The 19,286-nt window shown below is 65.3% G+C and carries 16 protein-coding genes; 7 read left to right on the forward strand and 9 right to left on the reverse strand.

Annotation, left to right across the window (positions count from 1 at the left end; translation table 11 throughout):
- Positions 1–10: 10 nt before the first annotated feature.
- The 4 genes from BKG76_RS10500 to BKG76_RS10515 are packed head-to-tail and all read right to left on the reverse strand — an operon-like array spanning position 11 to position 4,021.
- Positions 11–1,021: a PHP domain-containing protein gene (locus BKG76_RS10500; protein ID WP_070937597.1), complete on the reverse strand. Its 1,011-nt coding sequence runs from the start codon at positions 1,019–1,021 to the stop codon at positions 11–13.
- A gap of 9 nt (positions 1,022–1,030) precedes the next feature.
- Positions 1,031–2,398, reverse strand: a complete 1,368-nt coding sequence (locus tag BKG76_RS10505) for a hypothetical protein (RefSeq protein WP_070937598.1) — start codon at positions 2,396–2,398, stop codon at positions 1,031–1,033.
- Complete coding sequence (locus BKG76_RS10510; protein ID WP_070937599.1) at positions 2,398–3,729, reverse strand: glycosyltransferase 87 family protein; 1,332 nt, start codon at positions 3,727–3,729, stop codon at positions 2,398–2,400. The genes BKG76_RS10505 and BKG76_RS10510 overlap by 1 nt, the downstream gene beginning before the upstream one ends.
- A gap of 25 nt (positions 3,730–3,754) precedes the next feature.
- Positions 3,755–4,021 (reverse strand): helix-turn-helix domain-containing protein, encoded by a 267-nt coding sequence (locus BKG76_RS10515; RefSeq protein ID WP_070939113.1) that lies wholly within the window; start codon positions 4,019–4,021, stop codon positions 3,755–3,757.
- Between the two features lie 75 nt (positions 4,022–4,096).
- Here BKG76_RS10515 and map point away from each other — a divergent pair, with 75 nt between their 5' ends.
- The gene (map, locus tag BKG76_RS10520) at positions 4,097–4,864 is read left to right on the forward strand and encodes a type I methionyl aminopeptidase (protein ID WP_070937600.1); all 768 of its coding nucleotides are present in this window, start codon (positions 4,097–4,099) and stop codon (positions 4,862–4,864) included.
- 124 nt (positions 4,865–4,988) lie between these two features.
- On the opposite strand, the gene BKG76_RS25140 is transcribed toward map, so the two are convergent.
- From BKG76_RS25140 to gltB, 3 genes are all read right to left on the reverse strand, one after another.
- Complete coding sequence (locus BKG76_RS25140) at positions 4,989–5,129, reverse strand: hypothetical protein (protein ID WP_165611514.1); 141 nt, start codon at positions 5,127–5,129, stop codon at positions 4,989–4,991.
- A gap of 251 nt (positions 5,130–5,380) precedes the next feature.
- Positions 5,381–6,847, reverse strand: coding sequence for a glutamate synthase subunit beta (locus tag BKG76_RS10525; RefSeq protein WP_070937601.1), 1,467 nt, complete (start codon positions 6,845–6,847; stop codon positions 5,381–5,383).
- On the reverse strand, positions 6,840–11,444 hold the full coding sequence (gene gltB, locus BKG76_RS10530) for a glutamate synthase large subunit (protein WP_070937602.1): 4,605 nt from the start codon (positions 11,442–11,444) through the stop codon (positions 6,840–6,842). The genes BKG76_RS10525 and gltB overlap by 8 nt, the downstream gene beginning before the upstream one ends.
- Positions 11,445–11,901: 457 nt before the next feature.
- Between gltB and BKG76_RS10535 the strand changes: the two genes are divergently transcribed.
- From BKG76_RS10535 to phoA, 5 genes are all read left to right on the forward strand, one after another.
- Positions 11,902–12,738, forward strand: coding sequence for an SDR family NAD(P)-dependent oxidoreductase (locus BKG76_RS10535; RefSeq protein ID WP_070937603.1), 837 nt, complete (start codon positions 11,902–11,904; stop codon positions 12,736–12,738).
- Between the two features lie 9 nt (positions 12,739–12,747).
- Positions 12,748–13,665, forward strand: coding sequence for a metal-dependent hydrolase (locus tag BKG76_RS10540; RefSeq protein ID WP_070937604.1), 918 nt, complete (start codon positions 12,748–12,750; stop codon positions 13,663–13,665).
- Positions 13,665–14,804, forward strand: coding sequence for a PDR/VanB family oxidoreductase (locus tag BKG76_RS10545; protein ID WP_070937605.1), 1,140 nt, complete (start codon positions 13,665–13,667; stop codon positions 14,802–14,804). Before BKG76_RS10540 ends, BKG76_RS10545 begins: the two co-directional genes overlap by 1 nt.
- Positions 14,805–14,825: 21 nt before the next feature.
- On the forward strand, positions 14,826–14,957 hold the full coding sequence (locus tag BKG76_RS25410; RefSeq protein WP_269085935.1) for a hypothetical protein: 132 nt from the start codon (positions 14,826–14,828) through the stop codon (positions 14,955–14,957).
- Positions 14,958–15,029: 72 nt separating this feature from the next.
- Positions 15,030–16,589 carry an alkaline phosphatase gene (gene phoA, locus BKG76_RS10550; RefSeq protein WP_070937606.1) on the forward strand — a complete coding sequence of 520 codons (1,560 nt, stop codon included), beginning with the start codon at positions 15,030–15,032 and terminating at the stop codon, positions 16,587–16,589.
- A gap of 21 nt (positions 16,590–16,610) precedes the next feature.
- On the opposite strand, the gene BKG76_RS10555 is transcribed toward phoA, so the two are convergent.
- Positions 16,611–17,543 carry a TauD/TfdA dioxygenase family protein gene (locus BKG76_RS10555; RefSeq protein WP_070937607.1) on the reverse strand — a complete coding sequence of 311 codons (933 nt, stop codon included), beginning with the start codon at positions 17,541–17,543 and terminating at the stop codon, positions 16,611–16,613.
- Positions 17,544–17,614: 71 nt separating this feature from the next.
- On the opposite strand from BKG76_RS10555, the gene BKG76_RS10560 reads away from it, so the two are divergent.
- On the forward strand, positions 17,615–18,175 hold the full coding sequence (locus tag BKG76_RS10560) for a TetR/AcrR family transcriptional regulator (RefSeq protein ID WP_070937608.1): 561 nt from the start codon (positions 17,615–17,617) through the stop codon (positions 18,173–18,175).
- A gap of 6 nt (positions 18,176–18,181) precedes the next feature.
- Here the strand turns inward: BKG76_RS10560 and BKG76_RS10565 are convergent, their stop codons facing one another.
- Positions 18,182–19,261 carry a DUF1254 domain-containing protein gene (locus BKG76_RS10565; protein WP_083337997.1) on the reverse strand — a complete coding sequence of 360 codons (1,080 nt, stop codon included), beginning with the start codon at positions 19,259–19,261 and terminating at the stop codon, positions 18,182–18,184.
- Between the last annotated feature and the right edge of the window lie 25 nt (positions 19,262–19,286).

A 19,286-nucleotide genomic window follows, 5' to 3' on the forward strand; every position in this document is an offset into this window, starting at 1 on the left:
CAATAGGCGACTACCGGTCCCGTGTGGTCCGGGCCAGCAGCTGCTCGACGGGCCAGGTGTTGATCACTCGTTCCTCCGGGACCCCCGCGTCGAGCGCGCGTTCGCAGCCGTACCCGGAGAACTCCAGCTGCCCGGGCGCGTGCGCATCGGTATCGATGGAGAAGTCACAGCCGATGTTCAGCGCCAGGTCGAGCAACCGGCGCGGCGGATCCCTGCGCTCCGGTCGCGAGTTGATCTCGACGGCCGTGCCCGAGTCGCGACAGGCCCGGAACACCTCTGCGGCATCGAATTTCGACTCACCACGGGTGCCGCGCTCCCCCTCCACCAGCCGTCCCGTGCAGTGGCCCAGCACATCCACACGCGGGTTGGTGACGGCGGCGATCATGCGCCGCGTCATGGCGGCGGAATCCATCGCAAGCTTGGAATGCACGCTTGCCACCACGATGTCGAGCTGATCGAGAAGTTCTGGGTCCTGATCCAGATCACCGTCGTCGAGAATATCGACCTCGATGCCGGTCAGAATTCGCATGGGCGCCATCTGATCTCGCAAACCATCGATGACTTTCAGCTGCGCCCGTAGCCGGTCCGCCGATAGCCCGTTGGCCACCCGCAGGCGGGGCGAATGGTCGGTAAGCGCACAGTATTCGTGGCCGAGCGCCTTGGCCGCGCTCATCATTTCATCGATGGGCACCGATCCATCGGACCAGTTGGAGTGCAGATGCAGGTCCCCCTTGAGCGCTTCCCGCATCGTGCCACCACCGGTGCCCTTGGCGTTGACGCGTAGTTGTTCGAGGGTCGCCGGGACCTTGCCGGCCCAGGCCTCGGCGGCGACCGTCGCCGTCTTGGGCCCCAGACCCGTCAGGCTTTTCCAGGTCTTGTTGTCGCCATGACGTTCTCGTTCTTCGGGACTGAGCGCGGCGATGACCTCGGCGGCCTTGCGGTAGGCCATCACCCGGCGGGATTCCTCGCGGGCGAGCTCCTTGTAGTACGCGATCTCGCGTAACGCGCTAACCGGGTCCATAGTCAGACCTTAGGCGTGGTGGATGCGATCGATCACGTACGCCAGCTGATCGCGTTGCTCGCGCAGCGCCTGCTCAGATTCCGGCCAGGCCTTGTTCACACCGGATACGGAACCGTACGGTGACGCCTGGTAGAGAACGACTCCGCGCACCCGAACTGTCTGTGCCACCGTGCGCGCCACCTCGCAGGTGGCATTTCCGCCTTTGGTGTGGCCCAGAGTCAACACCACCCGCTCATAGCCGGTGACCAACTCGTCGTGAATTCTGATGGGCGGCAGGGCCGTCAATGACGGACTCCAACCGGTGCCGACACAGACTTTCGGGGTGTCGAGGTGTTCCCGGCATTGTTGAACCCACCGGTCGAGTAGTGCCAGCCCGTCCACACCCGGGCGTTCCCGCAGCACCTTCATGCCGTTCGCCACAACCTGCAGATCGCCTCCCGGCGGCGACGTCCGCCATGCATCTTCGCTGCTGCTTCCCCTGGACGCGAGTGGATCGTTTTCGCACGGCTGCGTATCCGGAGTGACAGGAGGCGGCGGGAAGTCGGGTGGCCTGATCTGCACATCAGACTCCACAGAGGGCTGCGCCATGGCCGGTGTCGCTATCCGCGCAGGAGGCCACTGGGCGATGCTGGAGGTCGAGATCACGGTGGTGGGTTTCTCCGCCGTTTGCGCGACGAATGCCCGCACCGTCTGCGCAAGATCACCTTCCCCGGAGTTCTCACGGGTGGGGAAGGTCTCGGCGCGCAGCACCATCCCGTTGCGGGCAATCACCACGGCACGATTGTTGGGGTCGGCGTAGTTCGGGTCCGGAACGATCGGAGGAGTGATGTTTCGGTGCTCGAATTGGATAGCGTCACTGGGCATTACCGGACTGTCGCGAATCATCCGAATGATATGGGTGTTGTGGAACTCATCGACATACCGCGCGCAGTGGTTGCCCCACGCGACCATGTCGCCCACGACATCGCGGCCGGGCCAGGCTTTCCACAGCTGCACACGAAGGCTCGGGCCGCTGCGATTCGGGCTCTTGTAATAGGCACCAATCAGCATGGGCCCGTTGGGGTCGCCGGGCTCCGGAGCAAAACCACACCGCGCCCGCCTCGACGTGGCGTAGTCGTCATCGCCGTGAGGCGCCCAATAGTTGATATCCAACCAGCCGGGCGCATTGGCCAGTGTCGGAAGATACGGCAGCAGTGGATGTTCCGGTACGGGTGTGGGCAGGTAAGCGGTAGGCGCAGCCGGCGCGTTCTCGACGGGCAGGCGCTCCGTACCGCGCTTCTTGGTGATCAGTACCGAAGTGATGATCAATGCCGCCACCAGGACGGCCGCACCGGCCAACACAGCCCATCGCCTGGCTGTCGGCGGCGCGTCGGACATTAGGCGCGCGCCCTCATCGGCTCATCCAGATCATCAGGGACGAAGTCCTCGATGTCCGTCGTCAGCATCGCCAACTCAGCCGGATCGTCGGCCGTGGCGGTGCTCAGACGCAGCCAGGCGCAGGCGCCGATCGTGAAGCACAGGAACACCAGCGGGTACCAACCGCTCATCAGTTGGCCCACCCAGAAGGGCCGCAGGTCCAGGAAGTTCCAGTACACCCCGCTGAAATAGATGGTGGTGTGCCCGCGGCCTGGCCGGTGCAGGGTCCACATGAAGACCATCGCGAATAGTGCCGCGGCACGATAAGCCCAACCACGCGACCAAGGCCGTTGTGTAGTACATGCTTTCGCGACCAGCCAAATGATCGCCGGCGCGAACCACACCCAGTGGGCGGCCCAACTGAACGGCGATACCGCACATCCGGTGAGGCCGACCAAGACCACGGCCAAAGTTCGTTCGCCTCTGCGGTGCGCCCACACCGCCACCGCGAGGCCCGCGGCAAGAACTACCAGGCTCAGTCCGATCCACAGCCATTCGGGGCGCGGCTGCGGGAAGAAGTACCTGGCGAGGAATCCGTTGATCGACTGGTTGGCCAGGTGATCGATTCGGCTGATGTGTGCGGTATCGCCCAGATGGCTCCAGAACCAGCCGCTGTCACGCGGCAGCAATGGCCACGTCAATGCCACGGTGGCGGCGAAGGTTCCCGTGGCGATCGCCGAGGCGCGCCATTGGCGGGTGAGCAGCAGGTACGGCAGGAAGATCAGCGGGGTGAGTTTGATACCCGCGGCCAGACCGAGCCCTATTCCTCGCCATCGGGCCTGCGCGGGGGCCAGCAGGTCGAGAAGCACTGCCGCCATGAGTAGGACATTGATCTGACCCCACCAGAGGGTGGCCTGCACCGGTTCGACGTCGATGACGATGACGGCCAGCGCGGCACTGACCACAACCAGCCGGCCGTCGCCACGAATCCCGGCCAACCGCAGGATGCGCCACGCGATCAGTGCCAGCACAGAAAGGGAAAGAAACAGCAGCATCCACTTCGCGACCTCGAATGAGGCCCACGCGAGCGGCGCGAGAACCAGCGTCGCGAACGGTGGGTAGACGAACCAGGCCTGGTTGAGTGCCGGCGCCTCATACAGTCTCTTGCCGTCCCAGAGCCCGCGGACCGCGGCCCGATAGGTATCCAGGTCGTAGCCGTTCTCGGTCAGCCCGAAGAAACGGATGTCGAAGGGGACCAGGCGGTGGTGTACCACCATTGCCAGTACCGCCATGACCAGCGCGCTCATCACGACGCGACGCGGCAGCCGCCTCTCCCCACCCCAGCTGTGCACCCGGCCGATTTTACGGCCGCGGTGGTTAGGACGCGGCGCCGATCTTGGTCTCTTCCTGCCATACGGCCGCCACGTCGTTGAGATCGAGGCACAGGGTTCCGGCGAGTTGGACGACGGCGCCGAATGCGGGCGTCGGGAGCCGTCCGGTTTCTATCTTCCGCAGCGTCTCCGGTGAGATCCCCGAAGCGCGGGCGACATCGTCGAGCGGCCGGTCGGCACGCGCGGCGCGCAGCAGTCGGCCCAAACGCTTACCCGCGGCCAGTTGTTCGGCGGTGAGCGGCTGACGAACCATGTTCACGACTTTAGTCTTGGTATTTAAATACCGAAAGCCCTAAGGTGGTATTTAAATACCGTCAAGGAGGTACGCGTGATCGAGTTGAAGTCGCCCACGGAGATCGGGCGCATGCGCGTGACCGGCGAGTTCGTGGCCTCGGTACTGGCGGAGTTGTCGTCATTGGCCGCACCGGGTGTCAACCTGCTATCGCTGGAACAGCGGGCACGTGACATGGTCACCGAACGCGGCGCCGTGTCCTGCTACTGGGACTACTCCCCCTCGTTTGGACGCGGACCATTCCGCAATGTCATCTGCCTGTCAGTCAATGATGCTGTGCTGCATGGACTCCCCCATGACTACGTACTCGCCGACGGAGATCTGCTCAGCATGGACTTCGCGGTGAGTATCGACGGCTGGGTGGCCGACTCGGCGGTGAGCGTCATCGTCGGGACCCCGGACCCCGAGGATGTCCGGCTGATCGACACCACTCGGATGGCCCTGGACGCAGCCATCGCGGCGGCACGGCCGGGTAATCGGCTCGGCGATATCTCCGCGGCGGTGGCCACGGTCGCCGAAGGCGCCGGCTACCGGATCAACACCGATTTCGGTGGACACGGCCTGGGCCGGACCATGCATGAGGATCCCCACGTACCGAACAAGGGGACGGCGGGACGGGGGTTGAAGCTCGAGCCGGGCCTCACGCTGGCATTGGAGCCGTGGTTCGGGCGCGGAACCCACCGGCTCATCGTGGATCCGGACGGGTGGACGCTACGGATGGCCGACGGGTCGCGGGGCGCACACTCCGAACACACCATCGCCATCACCGCAGACGGGCCGCAGGTGCTGACTGTGCGGGGTTAGGGGCAACCGTCGGTGGGGCGTTATCCGCTACCGCCGACACTCTGACTGGTTACAGGTCTATAACGATCTCGACACGATGCGCGTGTCCGCACTTCGACACGCCGACTACTCCCGCGAGCAACGCTCAGTGGCTGAAGCGCAGGAGCTCTTCGCGGGTGATGAGCCGCTCGTTCTTCTCCGGGAAACTATGACTCTTCATGGGATGACGGAGCAGTGACCAGGTAATTCGGCCAACCCATGTCTTGGTAACGGGTGTGTTGGGCACGAGAACATCTCCTGCGTCGGCAAGCTTTCAGAACCGGTCAGTAGCATAACGCAAATTCCTGCCGATCTCACGTGTCACACCCGCGACAAGCAAACCTATCTGGTAGCGGCCAACGAACTCTTCGCGAGCTACCGACCCGGGGTGTCCCGGCAACATTCCTGCTCACACCACTGCGAGCAGGCTTCTGCGCACGGAATCGACACGAGGTACGCACGAGAAACGCGCGCGGAGCGCCTTCTCGACAGGAGCGACTAGCGCTGGGGTGCGGCGGTCGGCTTGATCGGCGCGGGTAGCGCCGTCTCACCGGTGAGGTACGCGTCCACCGCGGCAGCAGCGGAACGGCCCTCGGCAATCGCCCATACGATCAGCGACTGACCGCGGCCCATGTCTCCGGCCACGAACACACCGTCGACCGAGGTCGCGTACGCGTCGTTGCGCGCCACATTCCCGCGATCGGTGAGCTCCACACCCAGATTCTCGAGCAGTCCCGGCTTCTCCGGCCCAACGAATCCCATTGCCAGGAAGACGATATCGGCCTCCAGCTCGAAGTCCGAGCCCTCGACCTTCTCGAACTTACCGGCGTTGAAGACGACCTCGTGGGCGCGCAGGCCGGTCACCTTGCCGTCCTCGCCGAGGAACCGCTCGGTGTTCACGGCGTAGATCCGCTCGCCGCCCTCTTCGTGCGCGGAGGCCACCCGGAACAGTGTCGGGTAGGTAGGCCACGGGTCGCGCTCGGAACGCAGCTCCGGCGGCTTGGGCATGATCTCGAACTGCTGGATGCTCGCCGCACCCTGCCGGTGGGCGGTGCCCAGGCAGTCGGCGCCGGTGTCGCCACCACCAATGATGATGACGCGCTTGCCCTTTGCCGTGATCGGCGGCTGGCCGTCGGCGTCCACGACGTCATCGCCCAGCTGCACCTTGTTGGCCCACGGCAGGTATTCCATGGCCTGGTAGATGCCCTCGAGCTCGCGGCCCGGAACCGGCAGATCGCGCCAGGCGGTTGCCCCGCCGGCAAGAACCACGGCATCGAAGTTGGTGCGGAGGTCGTCGGCGGTTATGTCGACACCAACGTTCACACCAGCCTCGAAAACCGTTCCCTCGGCCCGCATCTGGTCCAGACGCCGGTCGATGTGGCGCTTTTCCATCTTGAACTCGGGGATGCCGTAACGCAGCAGACCGCCGATGCGGTCGGCCCGCTCGTACACGGTGACGTCGTGTCCGGCGCGAGTGAGCTGCTGTGCCGCAGCCAATCCCGCCGGTCCGGAACCCACTACCGCGACCTTCTTGCCGGTCTTCACCTCAGACGGAATGGGCTTGACCCAGTCATTCTCGAAGGCGTTGTCGATCAGCTCGACCTCGACCTGCTTGATGGTCACCGGGTCCTGGTTGATGCCCAGCACACACGAGGCCTCACACGGCGCGGGGCAGAGCCGACCGGTGAACTCGGGGAAGTTGTTGGTGGCGTGCAGCCGCTCGATGGCCTCGCGCCAGTTTCCGCGGTACACCATGTCGTTCCACTCGGGAATCAGGTTGCCCAGCGGACAGCCCTTGTGGCAGAACGGGATTCCGCAGTCCATGCAGCGCGACGCCTGCGTCTGCAGGGCCGTGTGCTCGAAGTCTTCGTAGACCTCTTTCCAGTCGAGCAGCCGCAGCGGCACAGGGCGCCGCTTGGGCAGTTCGCGGGTGGTGTGGGTCAGAAAGCCGCTTGGGTCACCCACGAGCAGCCGCCATGATCGCTTCGTTCACATCGCCTCCGGTCAGCTCCGCGTCGGCGATTGCCTCCAGCACGCGACGGTAGTCGCGCGGCATCACCTTGACGAAGGAGTCACTTTGGCCGCTCCAGTCGGCCAGAATGCGTTGTCCGACAGCAGAGTCGGTCGCCGCCACATGCTTCTCGATCAAGCTGCGCAGCACCTGCTCATCGTCGGGGTCGAGCGCATCCACATCGACCATCTCGTCGTTGAGGTTGTCCACCAGCTGCTTGACCGGGTCGTAGACGTAGGCCACACCGCCGGACATACCCGCGGCGAAGTTACGTCCGGTCGGGCCGAGTACCACCACGGTTCCACCGGTCATGTACTCGCACCCGTGATCGCCCACGCCCTCCACGACAGCGGATGCTCCCGAGTTGCGTACCGCGAACCGCTCGCCCACCAGGCCGTTGAGGAAGGCCTCACCGCTCGTAGCGCCGAACAGGATGACGTTTCCGCCGATGATGTTCTTCTCGGCCTCAAAGCCGGCGGGTGCCTCACGGGACGGGCGCACCGCGAGGTGTCCACCGGAGAGGCCCTTGCCCACGTAGTCGTTGGCGTCACCGAACAACCGCAGCGTGATGCCGCGCGGCACGAAGGCACCGAAGCTGTTGCCCGCCGAGCCGGTGAAGGTGATGTCGATGGTGTCGTCCGGGAGACCTTCGCCGCCATAGGCCTTGGTCACCTCGTGACCGAGCATGGTGCCGACGGTCCGGTTGACGTTGGTGATCAGCGTCTCGAACTTCACCGGGGTGCCGTGATCCAGCGCCTCGCGGCTCATCACGATGAGCTGCTGATCCAGCGCCTTCTCCAGGCCGTGATCCTGCGAACCGCTGCAGTACAGGTCCTGGTTCATGAACGCCGACTCCGGCTCGGTCAGCACCGGGGTCAGGTCGATCTTGCTGGCCTTCCAGTGCGCAATCGCCTTCTCGGTATCCAGCGCGCCGACCTGCCCCACGGCCTCGTTGACGGTGCGGAAGCCGAGCTCGGCCATGAGTTCACGCACCTCTTCGGCGATGAACAGGAAGAAGTTCTCCACGAACTCCGGCTTGCCGTTGAAGCGCTGGCGCAGCACCGGGTTCTGGGTGGCCACACCCACCGGGCAGGTGTCCAGGTGGCACACGCGCATCATGATGCAGCCCGACACCACCAGCGGAGCGGTCGCGAAACCGAACTCCTCGCCGCCCAAGAGCATGGCGATCATCACGTCGCGGCCGGTCTTGAGCTGGCCGTCCACCTGCACCACGATGCGGTCACGCAGGCCGTTGAGCAGCAGCGTCTGCTGGGTCTCGGCCAGACCCAGCTCCCACGGCGCACCCGCGTGCTTCATGGAGGTCAGCGGGGTGGCACCCGTTCCGCCATCGTGCCCGGAGATGAGCACCACGTCGGCGTGCGCCTTCGAGACACCCGTGGCGACCGTGCCGACACCGTTCTCCGACACCAGCTTCACGTGGATACGCGCCTGCGGGTTCGAGTTCTTCAGATCGTGGATCAGCTGCGCCAGATCCTCGATCGAGTAGATGTCATGGTGCGGCGGCGGGGAAATCAGTCCCACGCCGGGCGTGGAGTGCCGCACCTCGGCCACCCACGGGTACACCTTGTGCGCCGGCAGCTGGCCACCTTCACCGGGCTTGGCGCCCTGCGCCATCTTGATCTGGATATCGGTGCAGTTGCTCAGGTAGTGCGAGGTGACCCCGAACCGGCCGGAGGCCACCTGCTTGATGGCGCTGCGGCGCCAGTCACCGTTCTCGTCGGGGGTGAACCGGCGTGGATCCTCGCCGCCCTCACCGGAGTTGGAGCGGCCGCCCAGACGGTTCATCGCGATCGCCAGCGTCTCGTGCGCCTCGGCGGAGATCGAGCCGAAGCTCATCGCTCCGGTCGAGAAGCGCTTGACGATCTCGCTCGCGGGCTCCACCTCATCCAGCGGGACCGGCGGGCGTCCACCGTCCTCGGGGCTCTTGAACTTCAGCAGGCCGCGCAGCGAAGCCATCCGCTCGCTCTGGTCGTCGACCAGCTGGGTGTACTCCTTGAACACCGAGTACTGGCCCGTGCGCGTGGAGTGCTGCAGCTTGAACACGGTGTCGGGGTTGAACAGGTGGTACTCACCCTCACGCCGCCACTGGTACTCGCCACCAACTTCCAGCTCCCGGTGCGCCCACTCCTCGGGGCGCTCCAGGAACGCCAGGTGGTGGCGCGAGGCCACATCGGCGGCAATTTCGTCGAGACCGATACCGCCTGTGGGGCAAGCCAATCCGGTGAAGTACTCATCGAGCATGTCCTGCGACAGGCCGATGGCCTGGAACAGCTGCGCGCCGGTGTAGGAGGCCAGCGTGGAGATGCCCATCTTGGACATCACCTTCAGCACACCCTTGCCGGCGGCCTTGATGTAGTTGCGAATCGCCTTGTCGCGCTCCACACCCGAGATCACGCCGCGGTCGATCAGATCCTCGATCGACTCGAACGCCATGTACGGGTTGACGGCCGCGGCACCGAAACCGACCAGCGCCGCGACGTGGTGCACCTCGCGCGCGTCACCGGCTTCGACCACAAGGCCGACCTTGGTGCGCGACTTCTCCCGCACCAGGTGGTGATGCACCGCGGCGACCGCCAGAAGTGAAGGGATGGGCGCCATCTGGTCGTCCGACTCACGGTCGGACAGGATGATCACCTGGGCGCCGTCGGCAATGGCCGCCGATACCTCGGCGCGCACCGACTCGAGGGCCGTCCGCAGTCCGGCACCACCCTCGGCGACGGGGTACAGGCAGCGGATCACCCGGCTGGAGAAGCCATGCGGGCGCCCGCCGACCTGATCGGCGGGGTCCAGGTGGATCAGCTTGTCCAGCTCGTCGTTGTGCAGCACCGGCTGCGGCAACAGGATCTGGTGGCACGACTCGGCAGTCGGGTGCAACAGGTCGCCCTCGGGTCCGATTACACCACCCAGGCTGGTGACGACCTCCTCGCGGATGGCGTCCAGCGGCGGGTTGGTGACCTGCGCGAAGAGCTGCTGGAAGTAGTCGAACAGCATCCGGGAGCGGTTGGACAGCACCGCGATCGGGGTGTCGGTACCCATCGAGCCGAGAGCCTCGGCACCGGTGCGGGCCATCGGCGCCACCAAAAGATTGATCTCTTCGTAGGTGTAGCCGAATACCTGCTGGCGCAACACAATTCGGTCATGCGGCATGTGCTGGTGCGGACGGTCGGGCAGCTGCTCCAGCCGCACCAATCCCTCGTCGAGCCACTGCTTGTACGGCTGGGCGGCGGCGAGCTCGGCCTTGACCTCTTCGTCGGAGACGATGCGGCCCTGGGTGGTGTCCACCAGGAACATGCGACCGGGCTGCAGGCGGGTGCGCTGCACGACGGTGGACGGATCCAGATCCAGCACGCCGGCCTCGGAGGCCATCACGACGAGTCCGTCGCTGGTCACCCAAACACGGGAGGGCCGTAGGCCGTTGCGGTCGAGCACCGCCCCGACGATGGTGCCGTCGGTGAAGCAGACCGAGGCCGGTCCATCCCAGGGCTCCATGAGGGAGGAGTGGTACTCGTAGAAGGCGCGGCGCTCCGGGTCCATGGACTCGTGCCGCTCCCACGCCTCGGGAATCATCATCAGCACCGCGTGGTGCAGGGGGCGGCCACCCAGGTGCAGCAGTTCCAGTGCCTCGTCGAACCGCGCCGTGTCCGAGGCACCGCGCGTACAGATCGGGAAGATCTTCTCGAGCTGTGCAGGCTCACCGAAGACATCGGTCTTGATGAGCGCCTCGCGGGCCCGCATCCAGTTCTCATTGCCTGCGACGGTGTTGATCTCACCGTTGTGTGCCACCCGGCGGTAGGGGTGCGCCAGCGGCCAGGACGGGAAGGTGTTGGTGGAGAAACGCGAGTGCACGATGCCCAGCGCGCTCTCGACCCGCTCGTCCTGCAGATCCAGGTAGAACGCCCGCAGCTGCGGGGTGGTCAACATGCCCTTGTAGACGAAGGTGCGACCGGAAAGACTTGGGAAGTAGACGGTTTCCTCGCCGAGGCTGCCCCGGCCGGATCCCTGGTTACCCAGCTCGTGCTCGATGCGCTTGCGCACCACGTAGACGCGCCGCTCCAAGTCGATGCCGGAGGCGCCGGAGATGAACAGCTGCCGGAAGGTGGGCATGGCGTCGCGGGCCAGGGCGCCCAGCGAAGAATCGTCGTGAGGAACCTCACGCCAACCCAGGACGGTCAAACCCTCTGCCTCGACGATCTTCTCGACGGCCTCGCAGGCGGCCGCGGCGTCCTTGGATCCCTGCGGCAGGAAGGCGATACCGGAGGCGTAGCTGCCCTCAGCGGGCAGCTCGAAAGTTCCTTGTTCGGCTACGACAGCACGGAAGAACTTGTCCGGGATCTGCAGCATGATTCCGGCGCCGTCACCGCTGTTCGGTTCGGCTCCCGCGGCACCACGGTGTTCCAGGTTCAGCAGTGCGGTGATGGCCTTGTCCACGATGTCGCGGCTGCGCCGGCCGTGCATATCCACGACCATGGCGACACCGCACGAATCGTGCTCGTATGCCGGGTTGTAAAGCCCGGTCGCGGGGTGTGGCATGGGCTGCTCGTCTCGTCTCCAGGGCCTGGCCGAGCGCATCGCTTGGATGCTCCCGTCGTGCCCTCCTCGAAGGTGCCACACAGACCGGCACGGGGTGGTGCTGTACCCCGGGGCTGGCCCGTTGGCCCTTGTCCGTAGCGTCCTTCTCGGCCGTCTGCTGGGTGTGCTCGCGGTGACGATGAGGCACCCACCGGACACCGTTGACCAGCGGATCTCGTGCCCCGACGCGACAAGTAATCAAAACGATATGTCAGGAACCCCGGTAGACGCCAACTCGGGTGGTTAGATGGCGCGACACCTTGCGGCGTCATTCTCTCAACGCGTAGGTCAACGCCCGTTTCCTCGACAAACGTCGATGAACGCCGTATTGAACATCACGCCTTTTTCACTGCACTCGCAGTGATTTACAATCTCCTCCATCACGTAAGCGCAGCGGTGCGCAGGATTCGGAGGATGCATGACATCCGGCAGTGCCCAGCGCAACAGCCTGGTGGTGGTGACCGGCGCCGGAAGCGGTATCGGCCGGGAAACCGCCTTGGCCTTCGCCGGCCAGGGGGCCCGCATCGTCGCCGCCGATATCAACCTGGACACCGCCAACGAGACGGTCGGGCTCATCGAGAAGCAGGGTGGCACCGCCCACCCCTATGCCCTGGATGTCTCCGACGAGGGCGCCGTCACCGCCTTCGCCGACGAGGTATGCGGCACCCACGGCGTGCCGGATGTTTTGATCAACAACGCCGGGATCGGCCAAGCCGGACGATTCTTCGACACCCCGTCCGCTGACTTCCAGCGGGTGCTCAATATCAACTTGGGCGGAGTCGTCTACGGCTGCCGCGCCTTCGGGCCACGGATGGCCGAACGTAAAAGCGGTCACATCGTCAACATCTCCAGTGCCGCCGCATACACGCCGATCCCGGAGATGGGCGCCTACGCCACCAGCAAGGCGGCCGTGTTCATGTTCTCCGACGTGCTGCGGGGCGAGCTCGCACGCGACAAGGTCAAGGTGAGCACCATCTGCCCGGGCATCGTCAACACGAACATCATTCGCACCACCCAGTTTTCCGGCCTCTCGGCTGCCGACGAGGCCCAGCGACAGCAGCAAGGTGCGGGGCTGTACGCCAAACGCGGATACGGCCCGGAAAAGGTGGCCAAGGAGATCGTCAACGCCGTCACCAAAGGCAAGTCGGTCGTCCCGGTCACCCCGGAAGCACATATGCAGTACCACCTCAGCCGCCTGGCCCCGGCGCTGAACCGGTTCTTCTGGGGCACCCTCGGCAATAAGCTCAACAAGTAGGAGGACATCATGGCGCGCAACACAACTGAGGCCACCGGCCTGCACGTCGTACCGACCGAGCCCGGCGAGGTCGTGCTGCGGCCCCGCAATGTCCAGTTCGACACCAGCCACACCCCGCTGCACTGGATTCCCAACGAGCCCATCGTCTCGCACTTCATTTCCGCCTTTAATCTGCTTCTGCCGGAAGGGGAACGGGCCTTCGTCGACACTTTCACCCGCGCGCTGCCGTACGTGAAGGACGACAAGATCCGGGAGGCCATGATCGGCTTCATGGGGCAAGAGGCCGTACACGCGGAGACTCACAGCAAGGTGCTCGGCGACTTCCTGGAGAAGAACGGGATCAATGTCCGCCCCGCCCTTGAGCAGATCGAATACATCACCCACATGCTGGAGCGGACCAACGAGCTGCGCAGCGAAAAGCTCCGGTACCGGGTCATGGTGGAGAAGCTGGCCCTCATCGCGGGTATTGAACACTTCACCGCCGTGCTCGGCGACTGGGTGCTGAACCACCCCTTCGAGAAGTTCAACGCCGATGCGGAGATGGTGGACCTCTTCCGCTGGCATGGCGCCGAGGAGGTCGAACATCGCAGCGTCGCCTACGACGTCGCCCGGTACTTCCAGATCCGCCGCGGGCACATGATGCTGACCTTTGTGTTGGCGACCCTGCTGCTCGTCGGGGTGATGCTGCGCTACACCAAGTTCTTGGTGCGGCAGGACCCCTCGCTGCCCAACTACGGCGTCTTCGGCGTGCTGCGGCAGATGAACAAGGCCATGAAGCGCGGAGCTTTCCTGCGCTGGCGCGAGCTGGCCAAGTCGGCTCTGGAATTCATGCGTCCGGGCTTCTCACCCGACCAGGTGGGGAGCACGGCGCAGGCGGTGGCATACCTGAGCACGTCGCCCGCCGCGAAGGCTGCGGCCGGTTACTGATGTTCGATCGCTTCCGCCGCAAGACTCAGCCCACGACCCAGCGCAAGCGGCCGTCGCTGCCGCCGACGCTGTACGGCACCCTGCCGGTTTCACCCACCATCGCGCTGGGCACCGTGCTGTTCCCGGTCGCCGTCCGGGCCATCGGCGCCCTGCTGATTCTCAAGAAGCCACCCGAGAACCACGTCGACCGGACGTTGACACTGGTGGTCAAGGACCGCTGGATCGAGGCCAAGGACCAGGATGTCGCAAGCCTGGTGTTGGCCGCGCCCGACGGGGAGCGGCTCCCGCCATGGCATCCCGGTGCCCACCTGGATCTGTTGCTGCCCTCCGGCCGGATGCGGCAGTACTCGCTGTGCGGTGACGTCTCCGATCCGTTCCACTACCGCATCGCCGTGCGCCGTATCCCCAATGGCGGCGGCGGCTCCATCGAGGTGCACGATGCGCTCCAGATCGGTGCCACGGTGCAGATCCTCGGGCCACGTAATGCGTTCCCGCTGGCCATGACCCAGCCCGGGCCGCGCAAGCTGCACTTCGTGGCCGGCGGCATCGGCATCACGCCCATCTTGTCCATGATCGCCTTCGCCGAGCAACTGGGGAAGCCATGGACCATGGTGTACACCGGACGGCACCGCGATTCGCTCCCCTTCCTGAACGAGCTCAAGCGGTTTGGCGATCGGGTCATCATTCGGACCGACGATCAGTCCGGTCTGCCGACCGCCGACGACCTGCTGCCCGGCGTGGGCGAGAACGACGCCGTGTACTGCTGCGGTCCCGCCCCGATGCTTGCCGTCCTACAGCGGCGCCTCCTCGAGATGCCTTCCGTAGAACTGCATTTCGAGCGATTCGCGGCCGCACCCGTGGTGGATGGTCATCCCTTCGAGGTGCAGTTGGGCCCCGGTGGGCCGGTGCTGGAGGTACCCGCCGATCGCACCGCGCTGGACGTCATCAAGGAACGGCTGCCGCATGTGGCCTACTCGTGCCAGCAGGGTTTCTGCGGCACCTGCCGGGTGAACGTGCTCGCCGGCACCGCCGACCACCGCGATCAGATCCTCACCGAGTCCCAGCGCGAAGAGGGGCAGATCCTGACCTGCGTCTCGCGTGGCGAAGGACGCCTGGTTTTGGACCTGCCCGCCGAGTAGGCCCGTGATGCTGCGGCGACGGTGCCTGGCCTTCGGTGGCTGGCTCACCGCCGGCCCGCCGGAATAGTCCCGGTCGCGATGACCGCCGAGGCCGCCTCGGCAGCGCTGTTGGTGGCGTATTCGGTGACCGCGGACCTCGACTCCGGCGCCTAATCAACGCCCGGGTTCATCCGGCGTTCACCGTAGGGCTGGCGCCCGGACGCCGGTTCACAGCAAGCTGGCAGCATGAGCCCCCGCAGAATCGCACTGGCCGCATCCGCGGCGCTAGTACTGGCGCTGGCCCCCTCTGCCGCTGCCGCGCCGCCCTCGGATTCACCCGAGGTGCCCGTCGGCGATATCGCCAAGACCGGCGGCGCCAACCGCACCAAGGGCGGACGCGACGGCGATAAGGCGGCGGATCTGCGGGATTCGGTGCAGGGCCGCAACGCCAAGAACGTCATCCTGCTGATCGGTGATGGCATGGGCACCTCGGAGATCACCTCGGCGCGCAACTACCAGTACGGCGCCGCTGGGACGCTTCCCGGGCTCGACGCGCTGCCGATCACCGGCGAATACACCACGTTCGCGTTGACCAAGGACGGGCCGGAGAAGGGAAAGCCGGACTACGTGACCGACTCGGCGGCCTCCGGTACCGGGTGGGCCACCGGGACCAAGACCTACAACGGCGCGATCTCGGTGGATCTGGACGGCCAGCCGTTGGACACGATTCTGGAGATCGTGCAGAAGCAGGGTTTCGCGACGGGGAATGTCACCACCGCCGAACTGCAGGACGCTACGCCGGCAGTGCTCACCGCGCACGTCACCGATCGGGACTGCAAGGGCCCCAAGGAGACCCTGCAGAAGTGCGCCGGTAACGCCGTCGACAACGGCGGCAAGGGCTCCATCTCCGAGCAGCTGGTGAACACCCGCGCCGACATCAGCCTCGGCGGCGGTGGCAAGTATTTCGACGAAACCATCACCGGCGGCGAGCACAAGGGCGAGACCTCGTGGGAGGTCGCCAAGGCTGCCGGATATCAGTTGCTAACCACCGCAGGCGATCTGAACAAGCTGAGTAGCCTGGACAATCCGGTGCTGGGCGTCTTCAGCAAGGGCAACCTGCCGGTGCAGTGGGACAAGGTGCCCGCCGCGGTGCCCAACGGCGGCAAGCTGTCCGCGACCACCTGCCGACAGAACCCCGAGCTGCCCACGGATCAACCCCAGCTGTCCGCGATGACCACCAAAGCCATCGATCTCCTGGTGAACTCGAAGAAGGGAAAGGACAAGGGCTTCTTCTTGCAGGTCGAGTCCGCATCGATCGATAAGCAGGATCACGCGGCCAACATTTGTGGTCAGATCGGTGAGACCATCGCCCTCGATGAGGCCGTCTCGGCCGCCGTGGACTTCGCCCGCCAGGACCGCAACACGCTGGTGATCGTGACCGCCGATCACGGGCACTCCTCACTCATCGTTCCCGAGGACTTCAACAATCCGTCAAGCCTGTCGGTCGCGGTGAAGACGGCCGACGGCGCCACCATGCGGATCATGTATCCCACTGCACCGGAAGGCGAATCCCAGACGCACACCGGAACTCAGGTGCGCATCGCCGCGTACGGTCCGGGCGCCGCGAACGTCTCTGGCCTCACCGATCAGACCGACAACTTCAACACGATCGTGGGCGCGCTGCTCGGGCCCAAGAGCCCCGACGCGTCGAGCGGTCCGTCCTGGTGGTTGGCCGGCGGCCTCGCGCTGATCGCCGCCCTCCTCGGCGCAGCGGCCGCGTTCGTGCTGGGTAAGCGCCAGACCTAGCCCTCCCGCGCAGGGTACCCGCTACGCCACCAACCGCTTTGGGTTGTCTATCACCGAGTAGTCGCTGGCGTCCCCGGCGATCACCCGGCTGCTCTCACCGTCGACGCCCACGGGTACGTCACCGGCAAGCGTCACGCGGTGCATGCGGCGGCGCTGATCGCCGTAGTCGGAGATGGCGTAATGCTGGGTGGCGCGGTTGTCCCACATCGCGACGTCGCCAAGCTCCCAGCTCCATCGAATCGTGTTCTCCAGCCAGGTGATCCGGTCCTGGAACATCCGGAACAACGCTTGCGATTCGCTGCCGCTCACATCCAAGATCCGCTTGACGAAGTTACCCAGCAGCAGCGCCTTCTCACCCGTCTCCGGATGCACCCGCACCACCGGGTGGTGTGCCTCGAAATGGGTCGCACCGAATTCGCGTACGTACTTCGATCCTGAGCCGGCCTTGGCCAACAACTCCGCAACCTTGGCGGGATCGACTTGGGCGTAATCGAATTGGTTGTTGTGCATGGCCCACAGATTGTCGGCCAGCTCTTGCAAGGCCTTGGGCAGCTGGCGGTAGGCGGCGACCGTCGAGGTCCAGGTGGTGGTTCCGCCATACGGCGGAAGCTCTACCGCCCGCAGGATGGAGGCCTTCGGAATCCGGTCCACGAAGGTCACGTCGGTGTGCCACTGATTGGCACGTCCGCCTTCCTCCGAGTCGAGTCGCATCACGCGCTCGCCATCGAATTTCAGCGTCGGGTGCGGCGAGGTCGGCACGCCCATGCATCGCGCGAACGCGAACTGGGCCTCGTCGTCCAGGTGGTGCTGGCCACGAAAGAAGACCACCTTGTGCTCCAGCATCGCCTCGTTGATGGCACGCGCGGTCTGGGCATCCACCTCACCGAGGCGCACTCCGTCGATACGGGCGCCGATGTTCTCGCCCAGCTTCACTACACGCAAATCGCTGCTCATTGACCCGTTCCTTCTGTCCGATATTCGGTGTAGTCAACTGACTACATCCGGTCATCCGCTACTGTACACACATGACTACACCGGAGGCAACGGATACCCGGCCCGTCGGCAAGGAAGAAGTCGTCGAGGCCGTACTGACCGCGGCCTCTGAGCTCTTCGCCGAGAAAGGACCTACGGCGACATCGATCCGTGAGGTCGCCACCCGTGCGGGCGTGAATCACGGCCTGGTCCACCGCCATTTTGGAAGCAAGCGTCAGCTGCTGGCCGCCACCTTGCAGCACCTGGCCGATGCCGCGGCGGCTGTGCGTGAGGCGGCCGCACCCATCGAAGAGCTCGAGGCCGCACACGACCTGCAACTACGCGTGATGGTTCGTTCCACCCTCGACGGTTTTCCCATCGAGGAACTCCAGGAACGCAAGCCGGGGATGGAATGGCTGCTGGAACAGATTCGCCCCGGTCACGCCGACGACCGCGAAGCGCGGCTCGCCGGCGCACACGCGATAGCGCTACAGCTTGGCTGGCGGCTGATGGGGCCCAGCCTGCGTGCGGGATTCGGCCTCGATGACATGTCCGACGCCCACATCAGATCCGAGGTCGATCGACAGATCGCGAAAATTGTTACACCGCAATAGGTTCGACTACCCGACGGGCTGCGCCTCCGGGAACACCCACCGGCCATCCAGAATCTGTGGCTGCGCGCGGTACAGCCTGACCACGTAGTTCCAGCCCGGTGTGATGGGCAGGCAATTCACCACGCCGTCGGCGCATCCCCCGAATTGCACGGCAGTGATTCCGGCGGCATCACGCAGCGCGGTGATGTTGTTGAGTGAGTAGGCATTCCGGGCGTTCGGGGTGAAATATCCGTCCTTGTTGTAGACGGTGACCGACCAGAATCCGTCCACCGGCACCTCCCCCACGGTGAGCCGGTACACCGTGACGCCATCGTTCGTGGCGGGGCTCACCGTGAGATAGAGCGCATCCTTTTCCGGGTTCCCGCCCCAGGCCGACGCGGTGCCGATCAGGTGGCGCACAGGGTCGGTCGTATCCCTTGTTCCGAACATCGCCTTGGTATCGGGGACCGTCGCGGCCAGCGCTAACAGTCCGTCGCGCACCTTCTTTTGACTTACGCTGTCCCACTTGGGGACATCGAAGCTTCCCCGATGCTCTTGCCGCGCCGAGACACCGTCCTGCAGGGTATGGACCTGCGCGAGGTCCGCCGGATCGCCCGGGTTGACCAGGGTGCGCACCGCGGCTGCGAGGTATCGGGTACCCGCCTGCTCTTTGGTGATCGTGTGCTCGCCCTTGCCGTAGAAGACATCCGGCACGTAGTGGTCTTCGGTGATGAGCTGCAGCGACATGAACCGCTGCCCCGGGTCAGGCATCGAGACGGTGACCGGTCCCGCATCGAGGTCGAACACCGCCGAGGAATACAGCGTGTCGCGGTTCTGCCGGATTACCAGCTGCTTGTCCAGCGGCGACAATTCGCGGATGTGATGGAAGGCGCCGAAACCGCCATCCTTCACGATGTTCCCGAAGTACAGGTCGGTCTCCGCCCGCACGAAGTTGTCCGGGGTGACGATGATCGCCCCTTCGGTTGTACGTCGGTCAGGGATCTGTGGGCTCGCGGTGGCGCCCCTGTCGGCCGGGGGTGTGTGCGCCGAGCACCCGACGATCACGGCCGAAACTGCTACCACCACACCCGTCGTGAGCCACTTCATAGCGTTGAACGTACCCGGCTCTCGC

The sequence above is a fragment of the Mycobacteroides franklinii genome (assembly GCF_001853795.1).
Taxonomy (GTDB): Bacteria; Actinomycetota; Actinomycetes; order Mycobacteriales; family Mycobacteriaceae; genus Mycobacterium; species Mycobacterium franklinii.